The sequence below is a fragment of the Pseudomonas frederiksbergensis genome (assembly GCF_003732665.1).
Classification (GTDB): domain Bacteria; phylum Pseudomonadota; class Gammaproteobacteria; order Pseudomonadales; family Pseudomonadaceae; genus Aquipseudomonas; species Aquipseudomonas frederiksbergensis_G.
Window position 1 is genome coordinate 118,128 of sequence record NZ_MOBP01000010.1, and the last position, 25,396, is coordinate 143,523.

The 25,396-nt window shown below is 52.3% G+C and carries 22 protein-coding genes and 2 pseudogenes; 10 read left to right on the top strand and 14 right to left on the bottom strand.

Translation table 11 applies throughout. The annotated features are described in order from the left end of the window. Positions 1 to 17: 17 nt before the first annotated feature. The 5 genes from BK665_RS16820 to BK665_RS16840 all read left to right on the top strand — a co-directional run bounded on the left by BK665_RS16820 (position 18) and on the right by BK665_RS16840 (position 3,803). A complete protein-coding gene (locus BK665_RS16820) occupies positions 18 to 1,145 on the top strand; it encodes a sensor histidine kinase (protein ID WP_123407367.1) in 1,128 nt (375 codons plus the stop codon). Positions 1,146 to 1,405: 260 nt separating this feature from the next. Then, complete coding sequence (locus BK665_RS16825) at positions 1,406 to 1,657, top strand: hypothetical protein (RefSeq protein WP_123407369.1); 252 nt, start codon at positions 1,406 to 1,408, stop codon at positions 1,655 to 1,657. 31 nt (positions 1,658 to 1,688) lie between these two features. Further along, positions 1,689 to 1,916, top strand: coding sequence for a hypothetical protein (locus BK665_RS16830; RefSeq protein WP_123407370.1), 228 nt, complete (start codon positions 1,689 to 1,691; stop codon positions 1,914 to 1,916). A 593-nt stretch (positions 1,917 to 2,509) separates the two neighbouring features. Next, complete coding sequence (locus BK665_RS16835; protein WP_123407373.1) at positions 2,510 to 3,172, top strand: carbonic anhydrase; 663 nt, start codon at positions 2,510 to 2,512, stop codon at positions 3,170 to 3,172. A gap of 415 nt (positions 3,173 to 3,587) precedes the next feature. Then, positions 3,588 to 3,803 carry a hypothetical protein gene (locus tag BK665_RS16840; protein WP_123407375.1) on the top strand — a complete coding sequence of 72 codons (216 nt, stop codon included), beginning with the start codon at positions 3,588 to 3,590 and terminating at the stop codon, positions 3,801 to 3,803. 7 nt (positions 3,804 to 3,810) lie between these two features. Here the strand turns inward: BK665_RS16840 and tnpC are convergent. Together tnpC and BK665_RS34305 are read right to left on the bottom strand one after the other, a co-directional pair. Then, positions 3,811 to 4,485 (bottom strand): annotated as a pseudogene (gene tnpC / locus BK665_RS16845) (IS66 family transposase); the annotation flags it as partial. Further along, positions 4,398 to 4,670, bottom strand: a complete 273-nt coding sequence (locus BK665_RS34305) for a hypothetical protein (protein WP_148053230.1) — start codon at positions 4,668 to 4,670, stop codon at positions 4,398 to 4,400. The pseudogene tnpC and the gene BK665_RS34305, both read right to left, overlap by 88 nt. A 123-nt stretch (positions 4,671 to 4,793) precedes the next feature. On the opposite strand from BK665_RS34305, the gene BK665_RS16850 reads away from it, so the two are divergent. Beyond that, complete coding sequence (locus BK665_RS16850) at positions 4,794 to 5,420, top strand: recombinase family protein (protein ID WP_123407377.1); 627 nt, start codon at positions 4,794 to 4,796, stop codon at positions 5,418 to 5,420. Between the two features lie 209 nt (positions 5,421 to 5,629). Here the strand turns inward: BK665_RS16850 and BK665_RS16855 are convergent, their stop codons facing one another. The 7 genes from BK665_RS16855 to BK665_RS16885 form a co-directional block, all read right to left on the bottom strand. Continuing rightward, positions 5,630 to 6,502, bottom strand: coding sequence for a DUF2971 domain-containing protein (locus tag BK665_RS16855; RefSeq protein ID WP_123407379.1), 873 nt, complete (start codon positions 6,500 to 6,502; stop codon positions 5,630 to 5,632). Between the two features lie 141 nt (positions 6,503 to 6,643). Beyond that, positions 6,644 to 6,919 carry a hypothetical protein gene (locus tag BK665_RS16860; protein ID WP_123407381.1) on the bottom strand — a complete coding sequence of 92 codons (276 nt, stop codon included), beginning with the start codon at positions 6,917 to 6,919 and terminating at the stop codon, positions 6,644 to 6,646. Between the two features lie 365 nt (positions 6,920 to 7,284). After that, a complete protein-coding gene (locus tag BK665_RS16865) occupies positions 7,285 to 7,839 on the bottom strand; it encodes a hypothetical protein (RefSeq protein ID WP_123407383.1) in 555 nt (184 codons plus the stop codon). Positions 7,840 to 7,965: 126 nt separating this feature from the next. Then, positions 7,966 to 9,393 carry a GGDEF domain-containing protein gene (locus BK665_RS16870; RefSeq protein WP_123407414.1) on the bottom strand — a complete coding sequence of 476 codons (1,428 nt, stop codon included), beginning with the start codon at positions 9,391 to 9,393 and terminating at the stop codon, positions 7,966 to 7,968. A 605-nt stretch (positions 9,394 to 9,998) separates the two neighbouring features. After that, positions 9,999 to 13,847: a hypothetical protein gene (locus BK665_RS16875; protein WP_259699615.1), complete on the bottom strand. Its 3,849-nt coding sequence runs from the start codon at positions 13,845 to 13,847 to the stop codon at positions 9,999 to 10,001. A 97-nt stretch (positions 13,848 to 13,944) separates the two neighbouring features. Continuing rightward, entirely contained in the window at positions 13,945 to 15,726 is a 1,782-nt protein-coding gene (locus BK665_RS16880) for a UvrD-helicase domain-containing protein (protein ID WP_123407387.1), read from the bottom strand. Further along, a complete protein-coding gene (locus tag BK665_RS16885) occupies positions 15,726 to 17,864 on the bottom strand; it encodes an ATP-dependent nuclease (protein WP_123407389.1) in 2,139 nt (712 codons plus the stop codon). Before BK665_RS16885 ends, BK665_RS16880 begins: the two co-directional genes overlap by 1 nt. A gap of 389 nt (positions 17,865 to 18,253) precedes the next feature. Here BK665_RS16885 and BK665_RS34860 point away from each other — a divergent pair, with 389 nt between their 5' ends. From BK665_RS34860 to BK665_RS16905, 3 genes are all read left to right on the top strand, one after another. Next, positions 18,254 to 18,481 carry a hypothetical protein gene (locus BK665_RS34860; protein WP_123407391.1) on the top strand — a complete coding sequence of 76 codons (228 nt, stop codon included), beginning with the start codon at positions 18,254 to 18,256 and terminating at the stop codon, positions 18,479 to 18,481. A gap of 1,248 nt (positions 18,482 to 19,729) precedes the next feature. Further along, entirely contained in the window at positions 19,730 to 20,752 is a 1,023-nt protein-coding gene (locus BK665_RS16900) for a hypothetical protein (RefSeq protein ID WP_123407395.1), read from the top strand. Between the two features lie 275 nt (positions 20,753 to 21,027). Next, positions 21,028 to 21,597 (top strand): hypothetical protein, encoded by a 570-nt coding sequence (locus BK665_RS16905; RefSeq protein ID WP_123407397.1) that lies wholly within the window; start codon positions 21,028 to 21,030, stop codon positions 21,595 to 21,597. Positions 21,598 to 21,781: 184 nt separating this feature from the next. On the opposite strand, the gene BK665_RS16910 is transcribed toward BK665_RS16905, so the two are convergent. The 3 genes from BK665_RS16910 to BK665_RS16920 form a co-directional block, all read right to left on the bottom strand. Next, positions 21,782 to 22,195, bottom strand: a complete 414-nt coding sequence (locus tag BK665_RS16910) for a hypothetical protein (RefSeq protein WP_123407399.1) — start codon at positions 22,193 to 22,195, stop codon at positions 21,782 to 21,784. 64 nt (positions 22,196 to 22,259) lie between these two features. Then, entirely contained in the window at positions 22,260 to 22,496 is a 237-nt protein-coding gene (locus BK665_RS16915; RefSeq protein ID WP_123407400.1) for a helix-turn-helix domain-containing protein, read from the bottom strand. Between the two features lie 113 nt (positions 22,497 to 22,609). Then, positions 22,610 to 22,810: a helix-turn-helix domain-containing protein gene (locus tag BK665_RS16920; protein ID WP_123407402.1), complete on the bottom strand. Its 201-nt coding sequence runs from the start codon at positions 22,808 to 22,810 to the stop codon at positions 22,610 to 22,612. A gap of 185 nt (positions 22,811 to 22,995) precedes the next feature. Here BK665_RS16920 and BK665_RS16925 point away from each other — a divergent pair, with 185 nt between their 5' ends. Beyond that, positions 22,996 to 23,490, top strand: a complete 495-nt coding sequence (locus tag BK665_RS16925; protein ID WP_123407416.1) for a hypothetical protein — start codon at positions 22,996 to 22,998, stop codon at positions 23,488 to 23,490. Here the strand turns inward: BK665_RS16925 and BK665_RS16930 are convergent. Both BK665_RS16930 and BK665_RS34625 read right to left on the bottom strand, forming a co-directional pair. Beyond that, entirely contained in the window at positions 23,482 to 24,690 is a 1,209-nt protein-coding gene (locus tag BK665_RS16930) for a site-specific integrase (RefSeq protein WP_185076543.1), read from the bottom strand. The genes BK665_RS16925 and BK665_RS16930 overlap by 9 nt on opposite strands. A 507-nt stretch (positions 24,691 to 25,197) precedes the next feature. Further along, positions 25,198 to 25,396: pseudogene (locus BK665_RS34625) on the bottom strand (hypothetical protein); the annotation flags it as partial.

Consider the following 25,396-nt stretch of genomic DNA (forward strand, 5'->3'; position numbering starts at 1 on the left):
ATACCAGGATCAACGGCATGCGCCTGTCTGACTTCATCATCAAAAATCTCGAACCGATTCTGCAAGCGTGGGAAGACTTCGCAAGAACCATTGAGATCCCTGGCGAAGCTCTGGACTCCAAGGCTCTGCGCGATCACGCCGAACAGATGCTTCGTGCAATAGCGATAGACCTGTGCACGTACCAGTCTGCGCAGGAGCAAATTGCCAAGGCCCAGGGTAACGCTCCTATCGAGGAGTTGGAAACCGCTGCCGAGACCCATGCGGTCACGCGTTTAATGGCAGGTTTCACGCTGGATCAGATGGTCTCTGAGTATCGTGCGTTGAGGACAAGCGTCCTCAGTCAATGGTTGGGTCAGATGAAGGCAGGGACCGTTCTGGAAGTGGACGATATGATTCGCTTCAACGAAGCCATTGATCAGGCTCTCGCCGAATCGATTGCGAGCTACTCACGCGCGGTAGAGGCTTCACGCAACGTTTTTTTGGGCATCCTTGGCCATGATTTGCGCACGCCACTGGGCGCTATTTTGCTCGGTGCCGATGTGTTGCGGCGAGCGGTTGATATGGGGGCACGTAAGACTAAAATTGCATTGGGAATATATACCAGCGTCAGACGAGCCAGTCAGATCGTCGGCGACTTGCTGGATCTAACCCGCTGCCAAATGGGCCCTGGGATTCCCGTCAAAAAGGGAAATATTGACCTCGCGCCACTGTGCACACGCATCGTTGAAGAAATCCACACCGCTCATCCAAGCGCGCAAATCGTCTTTAAAGTGGAGGCATCGGCTCGCGGTGAGTTCGATGGCGCCCGTATGGAGCAAGTATTTTCCAATCTGCTCGGCAATGCTGTAGAGCATGGCGATTTGCAGTTTCCTATTAAGGTTTCACTGGAAGTAAAAGACGGCAGCGTCGTTTTCGTCGTCCACAACTTTGGTGAGCCGATCCCGAAGGATATTCTGCCCTTCATTTTCAACCCCATGGGACGGTTCTCTCAACACGCGTCTCTTGACCTCGGCTCTAGCACCGGCCTGGGCCTAGGTCTATATATCGCCTCCGAGATCGTGGCCGCTCACTCCGGGACTATCGACGTAGTCTCCGACATCGAGCGTGGAACTACATTCCTCGTGAAAGTGCCGATAGGAAAGTAGTAAGGTCAGCCGCCGGCAATATTTCGCCGGACAGGGATGGAGTAGATCGATTTGCTCTTCCGCAGGAGTCAACTGCCCGGGAGGGAAAGCACCGGTACAAGTTTCGTAGCAATATCTGAAAAGTACTCGTTTCCCGATGTTCAAGAGTAAAAAATTGGCGTTATATTTTCTTTGCGCTAAGGCTCAACAAATTATCCTTTAGGCGTATGTGTTACGCGGAAAAGGTCAAAAGCGGTGCGATGATCCGGAAGGTGGAGTAGATGGCTGATCTAATAAAAGGGCTCGGCGGACCAAGAACCGCCCAGCAAGAGCTGTTTTATGGCCTTGAGGACTCTGCCGCAATCCTCGGGTGGTCGGTGATTGAGCTGAAAGATATGGCTAGTAAGTCCAATGAAAGCCAATCTGCCTTTTTTATGAAGATTTGCAAGATGTTGAATGCCGAGCAGGACAAGCTCCGCGTCTATGCGGCAGAAGTGAAGACTGGAACCATTGTGCGCGCCAAACCCGAATAAGTGGCGTGGTAGGAATTTTTACGAGGTAGTCATGGGGCCAAGAAAGCCTGTGGTGGGATTGAAGCGTGACCTTAAGGACATAGCTGATAATTTGGAGCTTGTCTCTGGTGAGCTGAGCAAGCTGGCTGAACGCATTGATGGAGTTGATATCACCGCAGTCCTCAATCTGATGTCGATGCTGTACAGCGACGCAGACAAGCTCAGGGCTTATGCGGCAGAAGTGAAAGCGGGGAGGATTGTGCGGGCCAAGACGGGGTGAAAATCCATTCGCGGAGCCCTGACCGGCGTCTTTTTTCTAACACCCTGGCAAGATGCAAGTGATGGTATAAACTTTCATTTGATCCTCATGACTTTTTACAGCCCGTCCCCCCTTGACGGGCTTTTTTTATCTCTACCCTTTGCGCCCTTGCCTCAAGTCACTCACTCGCTTGAGCACAGACCGAGCCCGAGTGACTGCTCAGCACGAGCTATTCTGTTCCAGTGATCAGTTTTTCTTCAATCGCAGCTACCATTTCCCAGCGGTTCGGCATGCGTTTTAGGGCCTGGCAGACAGAGCATCAGATTATTCCAACCATGCCCTGCTAGATTCAGTTAGATAAAGTTCTCTAATGTCCGTTTTCCGTCTGTCGCGGTGTGCGGCTCTCGATCCGCACTCGCCTTTCAGGCCACCAAAAGATAAATGGCGGCTGCCAGTGGGGGCTTCCGTCATCCGCCGCGCTGGTCGCGGCTCGAAGTCCATCGCTGATCGGGTACAGTCAACGCGCGCGACGTCTGCGATAATGATGACGGAAGTGGCTCGATGGCATATCGAGTGCTCGTGCCAGCACCCGGCATTCTGATTTGGAGGACTCCATGCGTGACATTATTGACGGCTTTCTGCGCTTTCAGCGCGAGGTTTATCCGCAACGCGTCGAGCTTTTCAGGCAGCTCGCGACTACACAAAATCCGAAGGCGTTATTCGTCACCTGCTCGGACAGTCGTGTTGTGCCCGAACTCCTTACACAGCGCGAACCGGGCGAGCTGTTCGTGATTCGTAACGCCGGCAACATTGTGCCGTCGTATGGTCCTGAACCCGGCGGCGTCTCGGCCACCGTCGAATATGCGGTCGCAGTTCTCGGCGTACAGGACATCGTGATCTGCGGCCACTCGGACTGCGGAGCGATGGGCGCGATTTCACGCTGCACGTGTCTGGATCATCTTCCGGCGGTCGCTAACTGGCTACGTCACTCGGACGCCGCGAAAGCGATTAACGCGGCGCATGAGTTCGACACACCCCGCGCGAAGCTCGATGGCCTCGTGCGCGAAAACGTGATCGCGCAGCTGGCGAATCTGCGTACGCATCCATCGGTGGCCCTCGCGCTCGAGCAGGGGCAAATGAATCTGCACGGTTGGGTCTACGACATCGAGGCGGGGTGCATCGATGCGCTTGATGGCGCGACACGACAGTTCGTTTCACTTGCTGATTCGCCGACCACCGTTGCGATCGCTGCGCGCAACGGCAGACAGGTGCGATAGCGACAGACACTTGAGGGTGGCCGCCGCATTGTTTCCGAAATACTTTCGCCCCAGCTAAGGCTAGCGAAGTGGCATTACCTCTATCGGGCAAGTTTTGGAGCGGACCAGCCGTTCGAATGATTGCTCGGCGGGAATGGCGAACGACCAGAACTGGCCGAATTATGCCGATGCTGACCGGCAGCTATGGGTCGAATGCGGCCATTGGATAGATAGGCATTCGAACCCCTTCTTGCATACCTGTAGACCGCTTCAGGGTAAGCGTTCAGCCAAGTCACCTTGCGTGATTCCGCCAGATATCAACTGATATGCAAGCAGTTTGCTCGATATCGTTTGCCCATCGGCGCCCCCTTGTCATCACCAGGTTGGAGCAGCATGATTAAGCGTTAAGGACTGGTAATTCAACGGGATCTGGCCTGTGAGTGAACTATTGGGTGTACTGGCTGACTTTGTTTTCCAAGCGATTTGCTTCCCTATCGGCTGGCCTTTGATAAAGGCCCTTACCCTAGGGAAATACCCCGCTAAAGGCTCCTGGTTTTCAGAAAGCTCTTCAGCCCAATGGACGTCTGCGATTGGGCTAGCCGTTTTGGTCATCGCAATGATGGCAGCGATGAAGCAGTTCGTGCTTGCTTAGCGAATGGCTAAGCAGGATGAGAACACACTTGCATAGTTCGAGCAGGTATACATTGATTCGGCAGTAACTGGCCGATGTCACTCGCCCGCTGCGTCGGCAGGCGATTCAAAACATCCTTGATTTAAGCATACGGATCATGCCCGTTCATGCGCGCAGACTGGATCAAACTCATGATCGCCGCCGCCCGCTTTCCACTTCGCAGCGAGCCGGCAAACAACCAGTTAGAGCGCCAAAGTGCCCATGGGCGGATCTGATTTTCGACCTGATTGTTATCAATGGGCACAGCCCCATCGTCCAGGTAGCGCGTCAGCGCTGCCCTGCGTTTCAGGCTGTAATCGAGGGCTTTGGCTGTGGCCAATCCGTTGTGCACCAGGTCGCGCTGGGCCAACATCCAGTCATACAGCGTGGTAATAATGGGCGCAGCCTTTTCCTGACGTATACGCCAACGATCTTCATCACTCATATCTCGCGCCTGCCGTTCAACTTCGTACAAACCGCTAATCGAGTGCATAGCTTGCTTGGCCAGCTGACTTTTTTTGGCCACGTGCAGATCGAAAAACTTGCGGCGGGCGTGGGCCATGCAACCGATTTCGGTCATGCCTTTCTCGAAACCGGCTTTGTACCCAGCGAAGTCGTCGCACACCAGCTTGCCGCTCCATGAACCGAGAAAGTTGCGCGCATGAATACGCCAGGCGTGTAGTCCAGCTTTTCGCTCACGTCTTCGCCGATGCGCTGAATTTGGTCTTCCTTGCTGCCGCCTTGATGCTTCCAGCCTTCTACTTGCTGGGCGCTAAGCGATCTACGTCCTTCAGCCTCTATCGTAAAGTAGCCAAAAATCCTCAAAAATCTGCCGCCTGTAACGATCAAAGGACTAGACCTATCCGGTAGTGCGATACCCGTCAGGAAATAACTATCAATAGCCTATTGCCGAAAGACATATGATTCATTTATCATTTGACTATCAAATCAAATGACAAAGGATAGAAAGCCATGAATGCCCACCTTTACCTCCGTGCATCTACCAAAGACCAGGACGCCAACCGTGCAAAAGTCGCCCTGGAGTTATTCGCTATCGAGAAGGGATTAAGCATCGTTGGTGTGTACGCCGAGAACATCAGCGGAACCAAGCTCAACCGTCCTGAGCTGATCGCCTTGCTCGACTCTGCCGAGAAGGGTGACGTGCTATTGGTTGAGTCTGTTGACCGCCTGAGTCGTCTCTCACAAGTCGACTGGGACACTCTCAAGGCAACTATCAAGGTCAAAGGGTTGCGTCTGGTTGTAGCTGACCTGCCTACCAGTCACATGCTGGTTGAAGCGAAAGGAATCACGGGGCAAATTATGGACGTGATCAACAACATGCTGATTGACCTGATGGCAACCATGGCTCGGCTGGATCAAGAGAAGCGTGTGGAGCGCATCAAGCAAGGGTTGGAAAACAAGAAGGCTACTGAACCTAATTGGAAACCATCGGGCAAAGGACGGAACCCTGCCAAGTGGGCGAAGGTACAAAAGCTGATGCATGAATATCCAACAATGTCCGCTGACGAAATTGCCAAGCTGGCTGGCTGTGGTGTCGCCACGGTGTACAGGATCAAGAAGGAATCGAAGGCGGCGTGATTGGATGCCTGTACTGTCTTTGTCGTCCTATCGGATACTGCGGCGCCTGAGCACCGAAGGTTATTTTCAGAAAACAGCGGCGCTCATTAACCCCCTCGCACCTGACTTAGCGGGTCAGGTAAAACCACCAGATTATTTTTCCTGCCACGACTATCGTGGGGCATCGGAAATTTTGGAGGGGGCTGGGATTTTGCTGGACATTAGTCGGATCACAGATTATCCACTGGAATCATCTTGAACATCATGCTCCGTGCAGAAGCTGTGATTTCACCGTGGTGGAATGTCCATTGAGCGAGCTGTACTTCAGGGTAGGTCCGATGAATCTCCTGAACGACAGGTCCCCACTTATCACCATCCGTTCGCATGAAATGTACGCGCTTAAGAACCGACTTGAGTAACGGACGAGCACCTGCTTTGCCAGAAAGCAGCCTTATCTCTCTTTCATGTGCCCAGTCCGTATGTTTGATTGACGTTACCCGTGCCGTCGAAAGAATACCCATCCTACGGCGAAACTGCTCTTCAAGTGAGAGTTCATACAGCTCTTGAAGTGTTGAACTGGGATTCCTTTCAGATAGCTCGAGAAAGGCCGTGCGCCAATCTTCTGCCCGGTTATGCTGCCGAGCGACACTGCTGTACGTAACGTCTACAGACAACAATTGGTTCTCCTCCAGAGCCGAAGCTGACCACTCCAGTTCGAAGCACATACCTCGACAGTTTTCCGCGTAATAAGCCCACATAGCCTGATCGTTTGGGCGACGTGCTGCAGAAAAGATGCCGATGTTGTCGCAAGCATTCCTGAATCGCTTGTTTTCCTCGGTATTTGCTGCGACAAAATCGGGGGGGCATGGATAACCGGGTGATAGGCGAGGGCCATCCCGCTTCTGACTTACTTCCGAGATTGTGTCGCGATATATTTGGTTAAATGCCTCAGGTTCCGCATGGTCGAACTTGGTTTCAAGCACGTCGTTCAGTTCATCCGGCTTTGCGAAGTAAAGCGTTCCGTCCACGAGACATCTGAGAGCGCTCTCGCCACTACGGTACTTGAAGCAAGTCAGAGGTGTTTTCGAATCGTCTTTGACCATAAGCGTGTCTCTTTGCGTAGGTGCTGAAATCGGACGAACTCAACCGAGCTTACGCCGCGTACGGGACGCCAGCCATGCCATCCATGTCTTCATGATCGTATCCCGCATGAAATCGATCTGACTTTGTGCCCCCAGCAAGAACTACTCGTCATCTTCATCTTCATCGTCTTCATTATCAGTACTCGATGAGGTAGCCCCGCCGCTCTCTTCTACGTATGACTGGCAACCTTCATTGAAGGATGCGGATGGTGTGCTGCAAGATGACTCATCGTCCACACCGTTCTGCTCAGCCCAGTCATACCCCGCCTGATGCCCTGAGCAATCACCGAGACATTGATTGCCGTCGAACGTGGCGGCAATAGCCGTTGTACTGTCCAACGCAAATACCAGTAGCGTTCCTGCAAATAACGTCTTCATGACGAACCTCCTTGTGTGTCTACCGATCCTATGCTTGCCATAGTCAGTTGTCGTCACACATTCAACCAAGAGCTTAAAATCAATCCTCCTTGAATCCCGACAAGCTCCGAGCTGCACACCATTCCTTTACGGTTTGGGTGATGCCTGCTGCTGAATCACGCTTTCAACGCGTCCTTCTGACTGGAAAGCCAGCTCAGAGCCTCAACTTATTTCTGGTTCCCTTTGTGTCGATCCTGCGGAGGCCGCTGTTCGCCACTTGATAGCGCTAGCTTTAACGCCATTGTTTTTCCAGCAGGAAGCCAAAGCTTACGCTGAGGTCAATGCCTCTCTCGGCGCGGGATTTGGGAATCGTCAGAAACGGCCCTTCACGGGTATAGCCCGTCACATGCACGCTTGATCAGGATGTAGGCAATGCGGCTTGCCGTCTTCTTTCCTGCATCGAGCGTGCACTCGTCTGCGGTCTTGTACCCGAAAAAGTCGGTCCCCAAATCTTTTGCATAGTAGGGGTATTGTTGGCAATTCTGGTCTATCGTTCGAGCGGATAGATCATTCTGTGCGTCTGTTACATTCTTTATAACGCACCGTTGATAGGACCAGCCGGAATGCGAAGGGCTGTTTCTTCGCATTGCCTGTAACGCCTGCTCGGTCTCTACTCTTTGCTTATCCGCCTGCGCCGCGTTCACGACTGACTGGTTTCTCCCGACACAATCTAGGAATTCTTTTGAAAACCTGTGCTCTGTTGAAGAATACGGCGTGCAATTCTCAAGTTGAGTGGATTGCCCTTTCGCTTGCTGTGCATCTCTTTCACTCATGGTTTTAACAGCCCGATCTGCCTCTTCCTGCGTAAGGGCGCGAGCCGGAGGCATGGTGGCAAACCCGACGCTAAACATGATTGTTGCAATCATGATCTGAGTCTTCATGATGACCTTCCCTGTGGAGGCATTGAGACTAAGCGACGGCGCTTGCCTATGCCCACGAACTTGAAAACCATAACGCCCAAATGCTGTGGCGCAATGCCGACGATTTCAGAGACTTTGAGATGATGGTCAGGGCAGAGGTTGGAGGCTGGTTTTGATGGTAGTGACCACACGGTTACGGCCTTCGTGTTTAGCGTGATATAGACGTTGATCGGCTGTACGTAGAATTGCCTCGATGGTGTCGCCGTCGCGGCCAAATTGCGATACGCCGATGCTCACTGTGACCACGGTTAACCGCTGCAGGCCATGAAAAGAATTATTTGCAACGGTGCTTCGCAGACGTTCAGCGATTACGTGCGCGCCTTCAAGTGAAGTCTGAGGTAGCAGTATCATGAATTCTTCTCCGCCTACTCGGGCTACGCCGTCATACGGCCGGATGGAATCGAGACATTTCTTCACGAAAATCTTCAGGATGTCATCGCCAACCTGATGCCCGAAGCGATCGTTGATGGACTTGAAATTATCCAGATCGAGTGCCAACACGGAGAACGGCTCACCGCCGCGCTTGGCCCGGCCGACTTCGACTTCGACCCGCTCCATAAACCTACGCCGATTATCAGCGCCAGTCAGTGGATCGGTCGCCGCAAGGTGCCCTAGTTCTTGATTGGTGCGCTGGAGCTCCTGCAGGGCGCTCTCGGTATACGCCATCGCTTCGGCAAGACGCGCCATCAACTCCTCTTGGCTGTAAATCTTCGAGAACGACTGCGTGGTGAGGAACGCTTGCACTACCCCATAGCTCAACATGAAGAATCCACCGGCGAAGATCGCATGAGCGAGCCACCACATGTGGTTCCACGGACGGGCAAGGATGAAGGCAAGAGATGACAGCGCGAACGCAGCGACCGAGATGACAAAAATCATCATCAACGGCGAACGGATACGACGCAGCAGGAGTATTGCCACGGTCAAAGTGGAAAGAACGAGGGCACCACCTTCCATCGAGAGGCGCACCGCAAGGTTACCGGCGATCGGCGAATTTGCGACGTACGCGACTGCCACGTCAACCAAGAGGAACAGTCCTATCCAGGTCAGCCACGGGCGGGGCTTCATTCGTTGGTCCGCAGCATCAGGTGGGCGGTGGTACGACAGCATTCCGACTAACAGCAGAGTCGCCATGACCAGTCGAGAGGCCGGACCATAAAGCAGGAAGAGCCAGATATTGTGGTGTGCGAGCCCGGTGAACACACCATGTAACGCGTAGATCAGCACAAAACCGAGAAAGCCAAGCGTCATCCAGCGCAGCAGCGGGTCTCCCGATGACTGATAGCACCGCCATGTTACATACGTCACAAACAACCCTTCCAAGGTGGCTGCCGTTATTGCAATGATATGGAACAGGTGGTTCTCGAATATAAGGGTGGGGTCTTGAAAGAAGTATAAGTAGCCAATCAAAAAGGCCGGAACAAACGCAAATCCGACGAGCAGCAAGTAAGCGTAAACCTTGACTATGACGCGAACGGCTTCAGGTGGCTTGCCGCTGGCGATGAGATTGCTCATGGTTCCCTCCAAGTTCAAATCCATTCAACACCGGTCCGGTGTTGGCTCCAAAGCCCCCTACATGCCAACGGTCCCTCGCATCATCACGCAGATATGGGATGGAACCGATCTATGGCATCTCAATTTTAGACTCCCTACCAATTTCTGCTGCAGAAGCAGGTAAAAATGTTCACGCTAGCGCAACAAACTAATAACGAATGTCTCGTTATTCTCATCGGCCAAGGGTTAGCTGTCCTTTCTAAAAATCAGGTGGACACCATGGCTGGACTGGCGGAGTTAGCTAGATGACTTAGCAGGACGCATACAGGTAACGGCCCCAGTCTCGCTAGACATAGGTAGATGTCTGATGGGGGGCAGCTTTGGGCTGTGGATTTCGGTCAGTCGTGGGAGCCAGGAATTGGCCGATCTCCCCCGCCCGTGAAAGGCAGCAATGCGTTGATTGTTGTCCTTCGAGACGGGCAGCAATCAACCCAAAGCGGTCAGTCGTCGATCGCATTATGCGGCGAACCCAGTGGTAGAGCTGAATGAATCACCTTGGTTCACCTTTAGGTTAAGAGCCTTCATGATCGTACGGTAATAGACGCTCCTAAACAGAGCGAATCTCTTTATTCAAAACTTTCTTCCTTATCTCGATCCCGGACCTGTTCGTTTTCAATCCAAAGGTCGAGATCAGGAAGCAACCCAGCAATCCAGTGGCGCACCTCCGCATGTGGACTTACTTGAAACCTGAGCACCTGCGACCGGCGCTGAATCAATACATTGGCTAGAGACCCCATCCAGCTTCGCGGATGCAAACGTGTCCAGTAGTCTCCGAGAAAGGCGTGTTTATCTGGAGCAGCCTCCAATAACTCCAAGAAAACCGGGTCAAAGTCATCACTTTCTTCGCCGTGTTTACGCTTGAACATCGGGATGGCTTGACCTAGCAGCGGATACCTCAATGTGGGATCAAAATTTGCCCACTTATTAAGGAGCACCGGATCGATTTTCTCAACTGGAGTATCAAAACTAAAATGCATTTCAAACAGATTGGTTGTTCCTGCCGTCACCCCATGGAGTAGGAACTCGTCCAACGCGATGAAGGTCTGAGTCTTGAACAACCCTTCGAGGACGTAGTTCACATCGTAGGGAGAGGCTTGATACGACTTAATGGCCGCACTCAGATGATCACAAACGTCGCGCGCGGTATCTTCACCTTCAATGCCAGCACAGCATATGCTCACTACTGTGTGCATACCGTAATCGCGGAGTTGTCCTTTTTTACTGAAATCAGTGCGGCGTAGAAGATTCCGACCGGTCTCAATCAGTGAGTGATTCCATTGCTGACCAGCCTCTCTGTCTCGAAAGAAGTGCATATGTAGGATGTCGAGCGCAATTTCTACGCCGTCTGACAATTGCGCAATATCAAGCAGGAGCGAACTTAGCTCCTCGGGCGGCGAGTCACCGACAGCGCCATTGGCAATACTGTTGAGGTCCACTGCACGGAGTACGCCCTTACCAATTGCTCGCCGCAACCGATCAATACCGGCTTTATCAATTCCAACGCGTGCCTGGAGATAGGGCAGGCTCGGCGCAAGATTGCGATCGTCGATAGCTGATTCCAGCGCCCGTAATGTGAACGTCGCATCCCGCTGATGTGCTTGGTAGATGAAACCACCGAGCACTGTTGCATTTCGCATATTTGGAGCGATTTGCGCAAATTCACCAACTATTTCGTGCCACATTTGCAATAGATCAGCAGCCCCTTCCGCAAGTCCTTCTCCACATTCAAAGGCGCGTTGCTGATTCGACGCGGGTATTAACTCAACGAGAAACCGCTTACGTGTCTCAGAGTCTTGCCCCAAAAAGCGCCCTACCTCCTTCGCCATCAGCGAAGCCTTCAGCCACGGTTTCATTACATCGTCGTCATCTGGGTCGCCATCAACGATGTCCCAGCCGTTATTGGCGCCGCTGAGCACTATGGCGCGTGCCTGATGCAGAAGGTCGGACGGTTTCAACCGTTGAATGATTGTCTCGAGCCTTACCCTGACGGCAGGACGCATAGCCTTACCTTCGAAACGAAGCGCAGCTCGAAAGCCAAGCCAACCTTCAATCCAAGGTTTTTCCTTCGCCAACGCTACGGCGGTGTTTTCAAGCATCTCATGACAAGCATCGATGGCCCAAAGTTCGCGAACTCTGTGTGCGAGGATTTTAGGCGCGTCATCGATGACTGGTGAAAGCTCAACTACGAGCGCAATTGCGGCTTTATACCAATCCCAAACATCCTTGTTGACCTTCGGGCACCATCCCCAGTCACGAGGACGGGCTCCGAATTCGAAGGTACTCGATGAAGTGAAGTGGCCTGTTTTTAGCAGGGCATCAAGCGCGATTGATGCACAACGGCGCTGCTCTCGATCGATTGACATCGCCAATCGCCGGACGGCGTCATATCGCTGGCCTGGCAATGCCTGTGTCCCTGATAGATGCAAATGAAAAAGCTCGGCAAACGTATCTCGCGCAGAATTACTCTTGTTACCTTCGGACTCGATAGCTACAAAGCGAGCAAGCAACATAGCTGCGCGCTCGAAAACTTGGGGATCGTAACCAAGCATCTTGATTAGACGGACCCACTGCCAGCGATCTGTAGAGTTAGGTGCCAGTACAGGTTCGCCTTTGGCGCTATTCAATTCGCGCTCAATTTTCGCGAACACCGCGTCAGGAGCGACAGGGGCAATGTTGGTAAGGATCTCGAGACCTTGTTTGCCCTGCGAGAAAAGGTCGCCCAGTGGGCCGTCTACGCAGAGCCAGCGAGCGACCGTTGACTGGGCTTCGGTGCTGTCGTGAAGAAAGCCTAACCTCCGTGAGAGCGACTTCTGCATCCGCGACGTCAGAGATGTGCAAAAACGATCGAGTTCCTGCGGGGGTATTCTTTCCAATGCGGATGTCGCCAGGGAGTTGGCAATCGCATGGGGTAATATCGCACGCCACCTGCCACGCGACTGGGCGACTCCGCGACGACCTAACCTGACAAGCGCCGTAAACATGTCATTTGTACTGACTGAGCGAATGCTTCCAATTTTTGCCAACTCGCCATCGCTCGAAGTGTCCTCACCGTTTAGCGAATAGAAAAGCGAGAGATCCTCCGCCGCAAACAATAGGGTTTGGTCGGGTGCGTTACGTTGCTGGAAGATTCGCTCAAACAAATCGCGACTCTTTAGCTTACCTAAGGTTTCGCCTTTCCTCAGTGTGTCGGCTATTGCCCGAGCAACGCGAAAATTACCGTCGCTGAAATCGGCGATCGTGTTCCGGTCGACCTGCGATATATTGGGGAATGACTGTTTTAGCCATTGTGAAACCAGTTCGGTTGATGCTGATTGCAGACGGAATACTTCGGTCCGTTCAGGCTCATCCTCGCCGACATCGTATTCAATAGTCAGCAGACTCACGCAACTTGTGCTGTCAGAGCAGATACGTGCGAGTTCGCTGTGTGTGGCTGGATTGCAATTATCTACCACGAGAATCGAGCGTTGGCCTCGCATAACGAGTAGACGCGCCATATCCCGAGCTGTCGGATCTGTCTCTACCGAATAATCCGTGTAAACCGCGAGGCTGGGGTCCAGTGGATCTACCCCAACTTGACTCTCGAAAAGGGCCTGTACCAATCGCGTCTTGCCGAGTCCCGACAAACCGACCAACCGAATACATTGTCCTGGAGCGTGTAATGCCACGCGAAGCTTGGCAATCCCTTCGCCGATAGTCAGTTGGAGTCGTTCTCGCGATCTTTCGTCCGTTAGACATGCCTTATCGTCGAAAAGATATATGCCAGATTCGGCGACTGTTGTCCCGACCCAATTTCCGATACTGCTCCATCCAGCTAAGCTCATGCCGATCCGTAAACGAACCCAAGCCACGATGCCTGGAAACTCGTTTACCCAGGTGGCCAACCGGTCCCGATCGTAGAAGTCCGTGTGAAGCTTTTGGGCGTCGATCAGATCACGGAGTTGTTCGCGGATCGCCTGGCGTCGATCCGCCAACGGCTTGTCAGCGACTGACCCTTGTGCGCTCACTATGATGTAGGAGCCGGATGCCGCAGCAAGCTCGCCAATTACGTGCCGCAGTACGCCGTTTGGACGCATCTCGTTGCGAATCGCGCTGGCGGACATATTGGGCTTTTTCACCTGAAAACCAGTGATCGCTCGGGGTACGAAGTCGGGTTTTACAATTGCACTAGGGCACTCAACACGAACATCGAGTCCGCCGTCCGCGGCATCTTGATTACCACCAGCGGTCACGGACGAAAGTGGGCAACCTTGCGCGCGTAATTCTGATAACGCTAGACGCGCCACGAGAGTGCGCAAATCTCCGTCACTCAAGTTTGCGATGTCGGTCCCTGTTATTTCGAACATAGCTAGTAACGACGCCCTAGTTAAATCATTAAGGCGATCATAGCTGAGGAAGGAGTATTTAGTTTGTTGCATGGAGTGGGTCAGCAGTCTAATGCTGCTATGGCCCAGACCGGATCAAGTGCTAATGACTGCTAATGGGCGATTGATGCCATTCATTACCTACAGCGGCCTAGTCGAGGTCATAAGCAAATACGCACGCAATGAGTGGTTCGGTAGGTGTATAAACCCCATAGCGTCCTCTGGGGCGACCCACTTCCGACATCAAGTGGAGATGCTTGCGAGCGCGGGAGCCTAAAACGTACAAAAGCTTGCTCGCCGCAACATCTGCATCCGGCTCATTGAAGTGGGGCACCATACCCTGTAGTAGTCCGAAGGCAATGACAACGTCGAACTCGGCGCCCTTGACTCCGTGTATAGTCGAAACTGTTATGCCGGTTCGCTCACGGAACACCTTCTTGAAGAATGACACATCATTGATATAGCTAGCCCCGGCTTTCTGAAGCCTTTCGATTCTGGACGCAGAGCTGTCAAAGAAGGCCTCGCGGTGTTCCGTAAGCGGTGGAAAGCTTTCGATGGATATGGAAAGCCGTTCAAACAACGCGGTGAAGGCTTTATCCAGATAGCTGAGGCCGTCCGTTTCCATGAGCGAAATTGCGTTGCACTCCCTGAGTAGCAGTCGTTGAGTCAGGCGCGAAGTGTCAATACCGAAATCACCGAGATCTTTGATCACATCGTTAGCCCAACGCATACGACGAATCAGAAGTCTCGGTGAGGACTCCGTCAGTAGGATTTTCGATACCTTGAACCAGAAGTTGTCATAGTCGTTGCTGAAAGGAACAAGGCCGGGGCCATCGAACTGACAGTGGGGTAGCATCGCCACCAGCTTACGGGTCGTGGATGCCAGCAGTATCCACCACGGGGCGAGCACGCAAATCTCCTCGGGTGCATGACCAGCTGCAAGACTTACCTGAATCAGCCGAACCAATTCATCATGTACGTCGGTATGAGCAATGTAATGGTTGTAGGTTACTAGGCTAGGGAACGCTGCATTGTTGCCTGCGCTTTTGATGTTCGTCGCATGGACGTTAAAGTTTGAGAAATAGCTGATTATTCTCTCGCTGGACCGATAATTCCGACTGAGCTCCATCTCTTTGATGGGTATGCCTGCCTGGGCGCGGAAGTCGGCCACCGGCATAGCGTAGCCGCCAAGCGATCCATAGATCGCTTGGTTCGGATCTCCAACGATGAAGGTATTTGTTCGTCCGCCGCCAGCGCGCAGAATAGAAATTAGTAGGCTGTACTGAATCTGTTTCGTGTCCTGATACTCATCCATTAGAACGTGGGAAAACACCCGCGATAGCAGTACCGCAATATGCTTTTTATCCCGCATGAGGGCATGGGCGTGCCACAAAATTAGTTCGAAATCGATCTTTCGACTCGCTGCAAGCTCGCCAAAATACTCCCCTAGGATTTTGTGAATCGCATCGTGCTTCCGAGTGTCGGGACATGCAAGGAGGTAGCCGGTTTCGTTTACAAAGTAGTCGCAATCCCAGTGGGTGACTCCTCGATGAGGTGCGCAGAGTCGCTCCAGCATAAGCTCCCGATCGTGCATATCGATTACACGGTAACCATGCGCAAGCTCAGGGCAATAAATACCGTAAGGCTTGATGACCCATTCAAGGCAAAAGGAATGGATCGTGCCAATCCACAGCCCCGACGTATCTACACCGAGATTCTCTATGCGCTCCTGGATCTCATCGGCGGCCCGATGCGTATAGGTAATGGCAGCGACAATACGTTTGTCGGTGCGACGGGATAACTCATAGGCAATCTTGTAGGTCAGAGTGCGCGTTTTCCCACTGCCAGGGCACGCGATAAGAAAGACGCTCGATGCTTCCTCAACGGCCGCAGCCTGCTCAAGATTAAGATCCCTAGGGTCCCAAGCGAACATTATGTAATCTCCGCCAGGAACGAATTGATCACGTCCCCCCGTAACATCAATTCGACTGCTGCTTTGAGGGACTGGAGACTGATTTCTTCTCGTTGGAAGCGCTCAATATCCAACCGTAACGCGGAATGGAAAGGAGTGGCTAAAGACTTAGATCCGAACCGACTCTCCGCCCGGTGCTGAATGATTCGGGAAAGCAAAGTTCGGGAGAAGTGACCGTGTGCAAAATGAATGGCTTGCTGAATGTAGTCGGGGATCATTACATCATGAGTGAGCTCGTTAGCGAGCAAAATGGCGAACCATCCCTTTCCTTCCTGTTGAGCCATCATCAGTGTTCGGCGCCCCATTTGGTCCAGTTGACCTGACCGAAGCTCATTGACCGAAGTATCAATTGTCGCTGCGTCTTTGTAGATTCTCGAGACGGTTTGAACAACTGATTCTTGGTTCCCCGCTACGACAAAGTCGACCTCAAAGGTATGTGTCGCGTAGAAGGTAGCGAGCCACTGGTTTCCAGCAACAAAACTATCTAGATCTGCCTTGCGCTCTTGGCCAGATTTCTGTGAGCCGGCCGCCTTGCCTTTTCTCGCTACAATAGCGGGCATATCCGTGAGTAATGGCGTGATGTCGAAGAAGGCGCTATCGAGGTCAGTAATGATGGCGCAGCGCTTTCGGATACGCAGGTTGTGGAACAGAACTGCTACGTTTTTGAAGCCAGTACTACGGATATTGATGACGCTGATGCCAAGCTCGTCGACGCTTAAGCCGAGCATTTTTTTGACGAGAATCGGGATTAGGATTTCCTCCACATCACCTTCAACCAGTATCACGCTCTTGGCAAAGAGAAGATTGCTACGCACCGCGTCGAGGTATCGTTGGATGCTCGTTACCTGGGAAGGCTCAAGGCCGGCAGCCGGCTGGTAGGCCTCGCAGAATGGGCCGTGTCGTCCCAGAATGTTGACGTTACTTACGTTGCTCACCTCTGAGATGTGGGTCGAATGCGTGGTGTAGATGATTTGCGCGTCGCTGTAAGCGATGCGATCGAACAAGGTCTTTTGGATGTGGGTGTGAATGTGTGCTTCCGGCTCCTCGATCAGGAGAAAATTAGCGATGGAAAGCTTTTCGCGCTGGTACTTGAATTCAAGCAGCTTGAGTGTGAGGAAGATCAGGTTCGCCCCGCCAAGACTCAGCTCATGAATCGCCCCCTCGTACCCTTCCTCTGACTCGCCAACGAAAAGCCGCAGCGACTGAAAGAGCTTCTCAGCCTCCTCAGGTAAGTCAGATTTGATTGAGAGCGAAGCAGGTGAGTAGGTTTCACCAGCAGCGTCCTTGATCGTCTCGCGAATGTGATTACGCACAGACTGCACATCCTCAAGTTCCTCAATGGATGCGTTAAGGTCGCGAACCATCTGTGTAATGGGCTGCATTGTTGCTGGGTTGATCTCGCCGCTTCTACTTTTGAGCAGCGTGAACAATGGGTTCGTTCTGTTGTTATGGAACTCTGAAACTACATCGCGCAGTGCTTGAATGAAGGTCAGCGAAACTTCTTTCGTGACAGAAAGAAAGCCAGGCACCTTTGACCCGATTTCCGGGAATTCTGTCTCTGATTTGAAATAACACGACTTGAAGTCGCCAACGATCGATTCGTAAACTGCGGGGTTGCTGAAGTCGGCGCTGCTCCGCCCTGTGAAAATTGTCTCGTAGTCATCGATCGTAATTACGCTGCGGATTTCCGCTAGCGTGTCATAGTCAAAGAGATCGAGCGCAGCTAGCTTCAATCGGATCTCTTTCTTAGGTCGGAAGATGAGGTTGTAGGTAGCCTTTGCGAGCGGCGCATCTTCAAGCGTGGCCGTACCATGGAGGAATAGCGCCTGCACAGATTCATCTGTACTGATCTCCTCGAACTCCATACTGATGATAATCCAGTGGCCTTGCCATTGATCGAGCGCCCTGCTGAAGTCAGATTCCTCCAAGCGGTAGGCAGCACGAACCATGGTGTCATCTAGCAGAAGCCGAATCGCGCGAAGTATGTTCGACTTCCCAGAACCATTCTCGCCAATGATCGTGTTCACCCCTCTCTGAAATTGGAGAGTTGTGTTCTTGAAGTTCCGGTAATTGACGAGGGTCAGTTTGGAAATATGCATGCTTCTCCGGCCCGCCGCTCCCTGAGCAGCCCTAGTTGTTTGGAAGCAATCGTTACGCGGTCCCTATACCTTCCGCTCAAGATGCGAAGCGGTTTCTTCGATCTTGAGGCCAAAAGCGATTCGCCCGTGCTAATAATTAACTCTGCTTGTGGCCTTGCTCGCTCGAGTTTCGCGGCCTGTTTGAATCGTCCCAGTTTAGTAGACCTTTGGGGTGTTTGCTTTTGGCCGTTCGCTGCCATTCATGGTGGCTAAGGATGCGGGCCAAATTTTTTGCAAATTGGGGGTGCAAGTCGCTGCAATTCCCCCCGTATCAGCGGATCTTGAGAAGTGGCTCCAGCCGCGGTGAGTTCGGCTAATCTTCCCGTACCAGTTACTCAAGGACGATCCCTATGCCAGATAACTCTAAAGCCAACATTTCCACAGCAGACGCGCTCACGCTCCTCCTGCACAACCAGCACGCTCTAGCTGCAGCCATTGAAGAAATTACAAAGTGGCTCTCAAAGAATGGAGTGAGAAGTGTCGCCGCTAACGCAATTGTGGCCATGGAAACGTTGGACACGAATGCTCAAGGAATCACAGACGCCATCATGCAACTACGGCAGTCACCGGCACCATAGTTCGTCCCGCGGCTCCTCCTTCATGAGCAATTCCCGATGTAACACAAGAAACATGTACTTCTTTGGAGTATGAAATTGTCGGATTGCTGGCGATCACAAGAGGGGGCAAGCGGCCATTAGCATTCAGTCAAAACGGCGGTCAGCACCAAATCAATTGGATGTTGGTCGCCCGCCCCCAGTGGTCTATGCCGTAGACAAGCTGCTTGTGATGGTATAACCGCGCACGTACGCGCGCGCGTACTGCTCCGAAAACTATCAAATCCCCTTTTCCGGCAGGGCTTTCCTAAATCATCAATTTCTTTTTTGGCGACTGCTGTAAACACTTCAGTGGTTCTGTAAACGAACTACTTCAAGCTTCAGTTTCTCCGCGGTGGAGCAAGTATTCATACGGGATGCTCCATGGGAGTGTGGTTGTATGCCTCGCACAAACTCGCAGCCATTGCGCGGTAGCTCCTCGTCGGGGCATAGCACGCGCGACAGTCCATGACATGGTTGATGTACCGCGCAAGGGCCTGGCGCCACTTGGGCGTTGCATTGGCAGCATTGGCATAGAGGCTTGTGCTGAGCCAAGTGGTGCGTTCGACCAACGTCAGATGTGATGATCCGTGGTGCAGTTCGCCATTTTCGGTCTGCCAGTGGTCGCTCGTTGCCAGTCGCCCCTTCCGAGTGCATTGGTCAATCCCAGTCGGTTCGTCCAATTTCCTATGCCGTAGACGGGCCGCCTATTGATGATCCTCGCGCGTACTGCTTAAGAAACTATGAAATCTTCCCTCCCTTTATGGCTTCAGAAATCATCACTCCGGAGGCCGGGCCTATGTGGGTTCCCGACTACGATGGTGTTTTATCGTCGCTCGTGGGGGAGTGATTCGCTCCTGGGCTGATTCCATTCGTGTGTTGTTATGTTTCTGATGAGGTGTTTTTTTTAGGTGTACTCTAAGTGGTGCATGCAAATGGCTTAAATGGGACTGAAAACATTTGGTTTACGTAGGGGCGGGCAGGGAATTTTTGTTGCAGTAAGTGGTAGGTAGGCAAAGTGATACAGGGTCGGCTTTTGGTCTGTGTACATTCAACCTAAAGCAAGGCGAGGACGTAGGTGCGATCGTTATTGCAGGCTTCGCCTTGCGCGCGAATCGTTTCGGGCCCGCTCCAGTCTGCTGTCAGGAATATGTGTTCAGATAGAACACTGATGGTGCTTTATTATTAAGGAATCCAGTCCGAGTTACGAAGTCACATTTTAAGGAGCAGAAGGTGCCTAACCAGTCCCTCTACAGCGCTATTCGAGATCACGATTTCTCAGAAACCACCTGCTTTCTATGCGGTGGTGACGTTGAAAATGATCTGAAAAGTCGCGAGCATGTCTTTCCGAAATGGCTACTTCATCATTTTGACCTTTGGGATCAGCCGATAACTCTTCTTAACGGAACCAAATTAGCCTATAGGCAGCTTGTAATCCCGTGCTGTCTAGTTTGCAATAACGAGTATCTCTCGAATATCGAACAAGAAGTTCAAGAGCGTTTTTCCGCGGGAGCAGCTGATGTTGCGTCTATGGATAGAGGGCGGTTGCTGTTATGGGTTCTGAAGATTTTTTACGGTTTGCTTTATCGTGAGCTATTTCTTTCTATAGATCGTCGAGATCCAGGTGCAGGCAATATCGTGGGTCCAGAAGATATGGAGCAATTTCAGCTGCTTCATTTTATTCTTCAGTCATGCCGTGTATCTATGCAGTTTTCGATAATGGACAGCGATATTCCTGCTTCATTATTCGTTTTTGATGTTCAGGAACCATCCAGTAAAAAGCTGAAATTTGATTACAAGGATGATGTGGTAAATCGTACGCTATATCTCAGGCTGGGAAAGGTTGGTATTTTGGCCGCATTTGATATGGGGGCGCAGACGCTGCCTGGTAAGGAATTTTTTTCCCGATATCAGGGGTATCCACTACACCCGTTGCAATTTGGAGAGCTAGGAGCCAATCTTTTTATGAAGGCTCGTGTATTGAATCGTACTCCTAAAGTTATAATTGGGGAGTCTCCTGAGTTGATTAGCTTCAGTGTGCTTTCAATTGCTGGGTTATCACCAAACCCCGTTTTTGGAGGTTGGGAGGCCGAGGACATGGCTGAAATGCTAATGATGTTTTTAGGCTACTCACGAGAGTTGGTGATGCCAGTTGCGGGGCGTAATGCCACTTGGCTAGAAAACGGTGATGGCAGCGTTCGATTCATTAGTATGGATGCTCCTCCTTGGAATACCTTGGGGGAGGCAGAAGAATAGGGGCGTGGTGGTGGGGCGCCGATCGATGCATGGCGGCACTGAACTGTTCGTTCCCGCCTCGACTGACAAACTAAGAAAGTTTCGAGGCATCCAAGGCTCTTCCCCGTTGTAGCGTGATGCCCGTCATCAATTTGAGACTGGGCTGATCCGCCAGTCGAGTGAGGCTAGGCGTCTATGGGGGCGGACCGTGGACACCTCGAATGTGAAGGGTTGGCGCTACCCTCGGGCTTGAAGTCAATTCAAGTCAGCGGCGTCGATCTTGAGGTTTTTGATATATGTCTAATGGACACGGCATTGAAACCCCGGCCAGCAAAATTGCCACAGCGCTGGCCACCCTCGGCTTGGCGATTCGTCTGAACGCGGAGGTGAATCAGGGGCGTATCGACGTTTCGATCTTCCATCGAGCTGTGAATATCTATACGGGTGGAGATGGCCTGCGCCTGCCCGCATACCCCGAGGCGACACAAGCCGATCTAGATGGCGGGATTTACAATATCGTTCAGATTGCCTTGAGTTCATCTGCGCTTACCGTCGACGAAACCTTGCTTCAGGTCTTTGGCCCGATTGCTTATATCAAGGTATCGAGCCTTCTTGGCATACGCGTGATGATTCATCAAGTACGCAACGCCTTTGCACACAATCCATGGCGCCCTAGGTGGGTCGTTTATAAGAAGTATCGTAAGGCGTACGAGATCGAACTGGATAACGGCACGGCGTTCACTTTTGATGCAACGAGCCTGGACGGAGATGGATTGAATCCTGAGCAGTTTGGTGGCTTGGAGCGCTGGGTGGAGGTGCTGCAACATTGTGAGCGGTTGGTCGCTAGTAATCCTAACATCGCGTAATGCAGTGGCTGGTATGGTAGATATCTATAAGGGTGTATTGATTCCATACAGGTAGAATTGATTTAGTGGTATTGAATCAGTACGCGATGAGGCAGTTGCTGAATGCAACCGGACGGAACTGTACATTGGGTTTTTTTTACGTGTATCGAATCAATACTGCTATGAGTATTGATTCGATACTGGATCAATTGGAGTTTGTCAGTTCCCTGACAGTTTTCAGAGGGGTGGTGGTAGGGGAAATTTCGAGTTCTTTCCCCGGGCATTCATCAATTGCGTACCAGGAAAGTGCGTACAGAGCGCACCTTGACCCATGGCGGGAAAAGTAGCTGCTGCGGGTCAGGATGATCCACCTCCCCGTCAATAAATCTGTCAGCGCCTTTTGCAAAATATTTGGAGAGCTCACACCCCATTCTTTTGCCATCGTGCGCGTGGCGGAAAGATCGCCGTTGTTGTTCCCGTTGTATTGCATGTGCAATTCCATCAGCACACCCCTCGCAGTGAAGCTCAGCGCACGATAGGGGGCCGACTGCCCCATCTGCCACAACATCATGGCAAATGGTTTGGCCTTGGGCTTGAAGCCCTTTCTTTTTGTCGCCATACGACCACTTATAGGCAGACGCGGAGATGCCCTCAAAACTGAGGGCATCTTCGCTATCATTTGGTTAATACGCTTCGCGCATGAGGATGTAGTTGGCTACGCGGTGAGGTGATCGGCCTGGCTCAGTGGACCGAAGAGTCCAATAAGTGCGGATCTCGAAGCCTTTTTTCCTGAGGCGTCGGATCGTACTTGGTGGCTGGACGATATCCAGATCTTTGGCCGCTTCGATGGTCGACACCGAGCCATTGCGCAGCGCCTCGATCATCTTGCGTTCTTGCTCGATTGAAGAGTGGCGTGTCATAGTTTGCCCTTCACGTTGGTGCTATCCAGTGTGTTTTTGCTATGGCGGTGTTCGAGCACCGCCTTAGCATTCTTCTGCGCAGCCCTGCGCATTCCCCCTTTGATTCCTCCGAATTACCGCGCGCCGATCTTGGCTGCGCGCTCGATGAAGGCCTTCAACTCAGATGCCAACGTCAAGCGACGACGACCAATCTTGAAAGTCTTGATTTCGCCCTTGGCGATCAGTTCATAAGTCGCCGACCGGGAGATGCCCAGAATTCGGGCGGACTCCTCGACGCTTACCGAAAGCGGCGGCATCTGCTGAGCTTGCTCCATATTTGTTCTCCCAAAAGTCCGGTCCCGAAAGGTGCCGGGTGTTGCTAGGGTACATCGCATAAATCTGTTATTGCAAGCAATTGCTATACAGTCACGCATTCGCATGGATTGACAGCGGTTTGCGTGTCGAGCAAGCTGTATCCATCAGGTGAGGTCGATGGACCGTTACGGAGCGGATGAGATTTATGGCTACGAAGACAAGTAAGCGGGTGGGCGAATCGAGCACGACAGTAAGTGTTGGAATCAGGATTGATCCTAAAATTAAATTCGCACTGGATATTATGGGGCGTTTGCAGAAGCGCTCCCTTACGGCGGTTATTGAATGGGCGATTTCTAACGCAATTGCTCAACAGACCTTAGACGTTGATGGACGCACTCTAGCAACTGTTCTCGACAAGGTTTGGTCTACAGACGAATCCGGTCGCCTTGTGTTGCTAGCGTTGAATTTGCCTGAAGCTCTAACCTATGACGAGCTGAGAATATGGGAAACAATTAAGGCGACCTCAGGGTTCTGGAAAGCCTCTCCAGACGACACTTTCAATCCTGTTGCAGAAAATATTAATGTTCTAACCGTTAGTCTTTACTGGCCCGATCTGCTGTCTCACGTCAAGAAATTCAAAACGAGCAGCACTATCGTGCCCATGAACGAGGGGGATATCATTCCCTTCCCCCTAAAGTAGGTCGACTGCTGCTGCTTTTGTGCCCGGCGCCAAGTGGGCATAGCGCAGCGTCATTTTGATGTCAGCGTGCCCTAGCAGATCCCGTACGGTGTTGAGTGGTACGCCGGCCATCACCAAGCGTGATGCGAAGTCATGGCGCATATCGTGCCAGCGAAAACTTTCTATTTTGGCTCGCTGAAGTAACTTGAGCCAGGCGCTTTTAACATCCTCCAAGCGACCACCTGTCTTACTTGGGAAAACATACTGAGACTTCCCTGCCTGCTTTTTCCAATCCTCCAGCACGCTGAAGGTCTCCTTGTTCATCGGGATGTGACGCGTATCGCTTGTCTTGGTAGTGGCGCCGGAGACAGTAATCGTCTTAGTGTGGAAGTTCACCGCTGACCATTTCAGATCGAAAATTTCGCCACGTCTCATGCCGGTATTCAGTGAAACGAGCACCATGGGTTTCAGGTGATCGGTGAAGGGCAGTAGCAAACTCTTCATCTGTTCATTGCCGCGATCCTCCCGCCATTTGTTCGCAGTCTCGCGCTCTGCACGGGCTTCGTCCTGGCGCGCGTCCAGAGCTTCGCGCAGGTGCTTGGTTTCGTCTGCGTCCAGGTATCGGACCTTTCCCACCGAGTCGACCTTGAGCTGCTTCAATTTGGCTAGTGGATGTGCTGCGATGAACTCCCATTCAACGGCTCGGCTAAACACGCCGCTGATCGAGCCCATTTTTCTGTTCACAGTTGAGGGCTGGTTGCCGGCTTGCATCCAACCTGTACGGATCTGCTCCAGGTCGCGACCGCTGATAGAGTCGAGTCTCTGAGCCATGACCGCCTCAAAGTTGTTGTCAAGCGTATGCCGGGTTTTCTCATGCCCCCTGTGATGCGTCTCGAACCACGGCATATAGGTGTCGTCGATGAAATCGCGTAAGGAGGGTAGGGTGGCGCCCCTGCGGCCCTGGGTGATCGCCAGCGGCTCGCCGTGTTCGTGCGCATCGGCTAGATGCCGGGCAGCCTCGGTGCGCGCTTGGTCAAGCGTCATCACACCGACGCGGCCGAGGGTGGCATTCTTGTTGCGCCCCCAAGTGACCATGTAGGATTTATGGCCGCTCGGTAGCACGCGAATGAATAGGCCGGGCTGTACGGTGTCATGCACGCGGTAAGCGTTAGGCTCGGTGGGTAGGCTGTTGATAAGCTTTTGGGTAATCTTCGTTTTCAAGCGATCTAGATCCGTGACAGCAACGTGGCAGCAAAAAGAACTATACGGTGCTGTTTTCATGGACGCAACTGGACGAAAATCTCCGTAATTGCTGGTGTTGGTCAAGTGTGATGCCTTCAAAATTGGCCCTCCTAAGGGGAAGGTTGGCAGTTCGAACCTGCCCTGGGACACCACTTCACTTCTTTCCATCCTAGATTGTCTTTCCGGATTTCCATTGCCTGAAGTAGCGGGTATAGCTCTGGGTGCTTTCTCGTGGCCGTGTTCCAGAAGGTCGGGGGGGTGAAGATCCCTTCTATATAGAGAAAGCGGTTTTGCGCTCTCTATTGCCCTGCTCATATAGAAGGGATTGGGTCCTTTTCGGGCTTTCTGCAAGTTGTTGATAGAAAAGCCAAATCAGGGCTTGACGGCAGATTCTGGAAGTCTATAATTCGCCCCACTTCCGGCGCAGTCGAAACGGAAAACTCCTTGGTAAACAAAGAGTTACGCAGGTTTCGGCAGTGAGTTGCTTCAGGTCATCGAAGCGCGAAAGGGGTTGAAAAAGAGGTGTTGACAGCAGCGAGTAACGCTGTAGAATTCGCCTCCCGCTAACGAGAGATCGAAGGCGCAAGTGGTTGAAGTTGCAGAGGAAACTTTGAAAACTTCGGAAAATAACCGCTTGACAGTAACCGGTGCTGCTGTAGAATGCGCGCCTCGGTTGAGACGAAAG

Coding starts and splice junctions, on each gene's coding strand:
- BK665_RS16870 (WP_123407414.1), bottom strand. CDS start 9,393: ATGAGCAATCTCATCGCCAGCGGCAAGCCACCTGAAGCCGTTCGCGTC.
- BK665_RS16855 (WP_123407379.1), bottom strand. CDS start 6,502: ATGGTCAAAGACGATTCGAAAACACCTCTGACTTGCTTCAAGTACCGT.
- BK665_RS16925 (WP_123407416.1), top strand. CDS start 22,996: ATGGCTACGAAGACAAGTAAGCGGGTGGGCGAATCGAGCACGACAGTA.
- BK665_RS16915 (WP_123407400.1), bottom strand. CDS start 22,496: ATGACACGCCACTCTTCAATCGAGCAAGAACGCAAGATGATCGAGGCG.
- BK665_RS16850 (WP_123407377.1), top strand. CDS start 4,794: ATGAATGCCCACCTTTACCTCCGTGCATCTACCAAAGACCAGGACGCC.
- BK665_RS16880 (WP_123407387.1), bottom strand. CDS start 15,726: ATGTTCGCTTGGGACCCTAGGGATCTTAATCTTGAGCAGGCTGCGGCC.
- BK665_RS16920 (WP_123407402.1), bottom strand. CDS start 22,810: ATGGAGCAAGCTCAGCAGATGCCGCCGCTTTCGGTAAGCGTCGAGGAG.
- BK665_RS16860 (WP_123407381.1), bottom strand. CDS start 6,919: ATGAAGACGTTATTTGCAGGAACGCTACTGGTATTTGCGTTGGACAGT.
- BK665_RS16885 (WP_123407389.1), bottom strand. CDS start 17,864: ATGCATATTTCCAAACTGACCCTCGTCAATTACCGGAACTTCAAGAAC.
- BK665_RS16865 (WP_123407383.1), bottom strand. CDS start 7,839: ATGAAGACTCAGATCATGATTGCAACAATCATGTTTAGCGTCGGGTTT.
- BK665_RS16910 (WP_123407399.1), bottom strand. CDS start 22,195: ATGGCGACAAAAAGAAAGGGCTTCAAGCCCAAGGCCAAACCATTTGCC.
- BK665_RS16825 (WP_123407369.1), top strand. CDS start 1,406: ATGGCTGATCTAATAAAAGGGCTCGGCGGACCAAGAACCGCCCAGCAA.
- BK665_RS16830 (WP_123407370.1), top strand. CDS start 1,689: ATGGGGCCAAGAAAGCCTGTGGTGGGATTGAAGCGTGACCTTAAGGAC.
- BK665_RS16835 (WP_123407373.1), top strand. CDS start 2,510: ATGCGTGACATTATTGACGGCTTTCTGCGCTTTCAGCGCGAGGTTTAT.
- BK665_RS16875 (WP_259699615.1), bottom strand. CDS start 13,847: ATGCAACAAACTAAATACTCCTTCCTCAGCTATGATCGCCTTAATGAT.
- BK665_RS34860 (WP_123407391.1), top strand. CDS start 18,254: ATGCCAGATAACTCTAAAGCCAACATTTCCACAGCAGACGCGCTCACG.
- BK665_RS16905 (WP_123407397.1), top strand. CDS start 21,028: ATGTCTAATGGACACGGCATTGAAACCCCGGCCAGCAAAATTGCCACA.
- BK665_RS16820 (WP_123407367.1), top strand. CDS start 18: ATGCGCCTGTCTGACTTCATCATCAAAAATCTCGAACCGATTCTGCAA.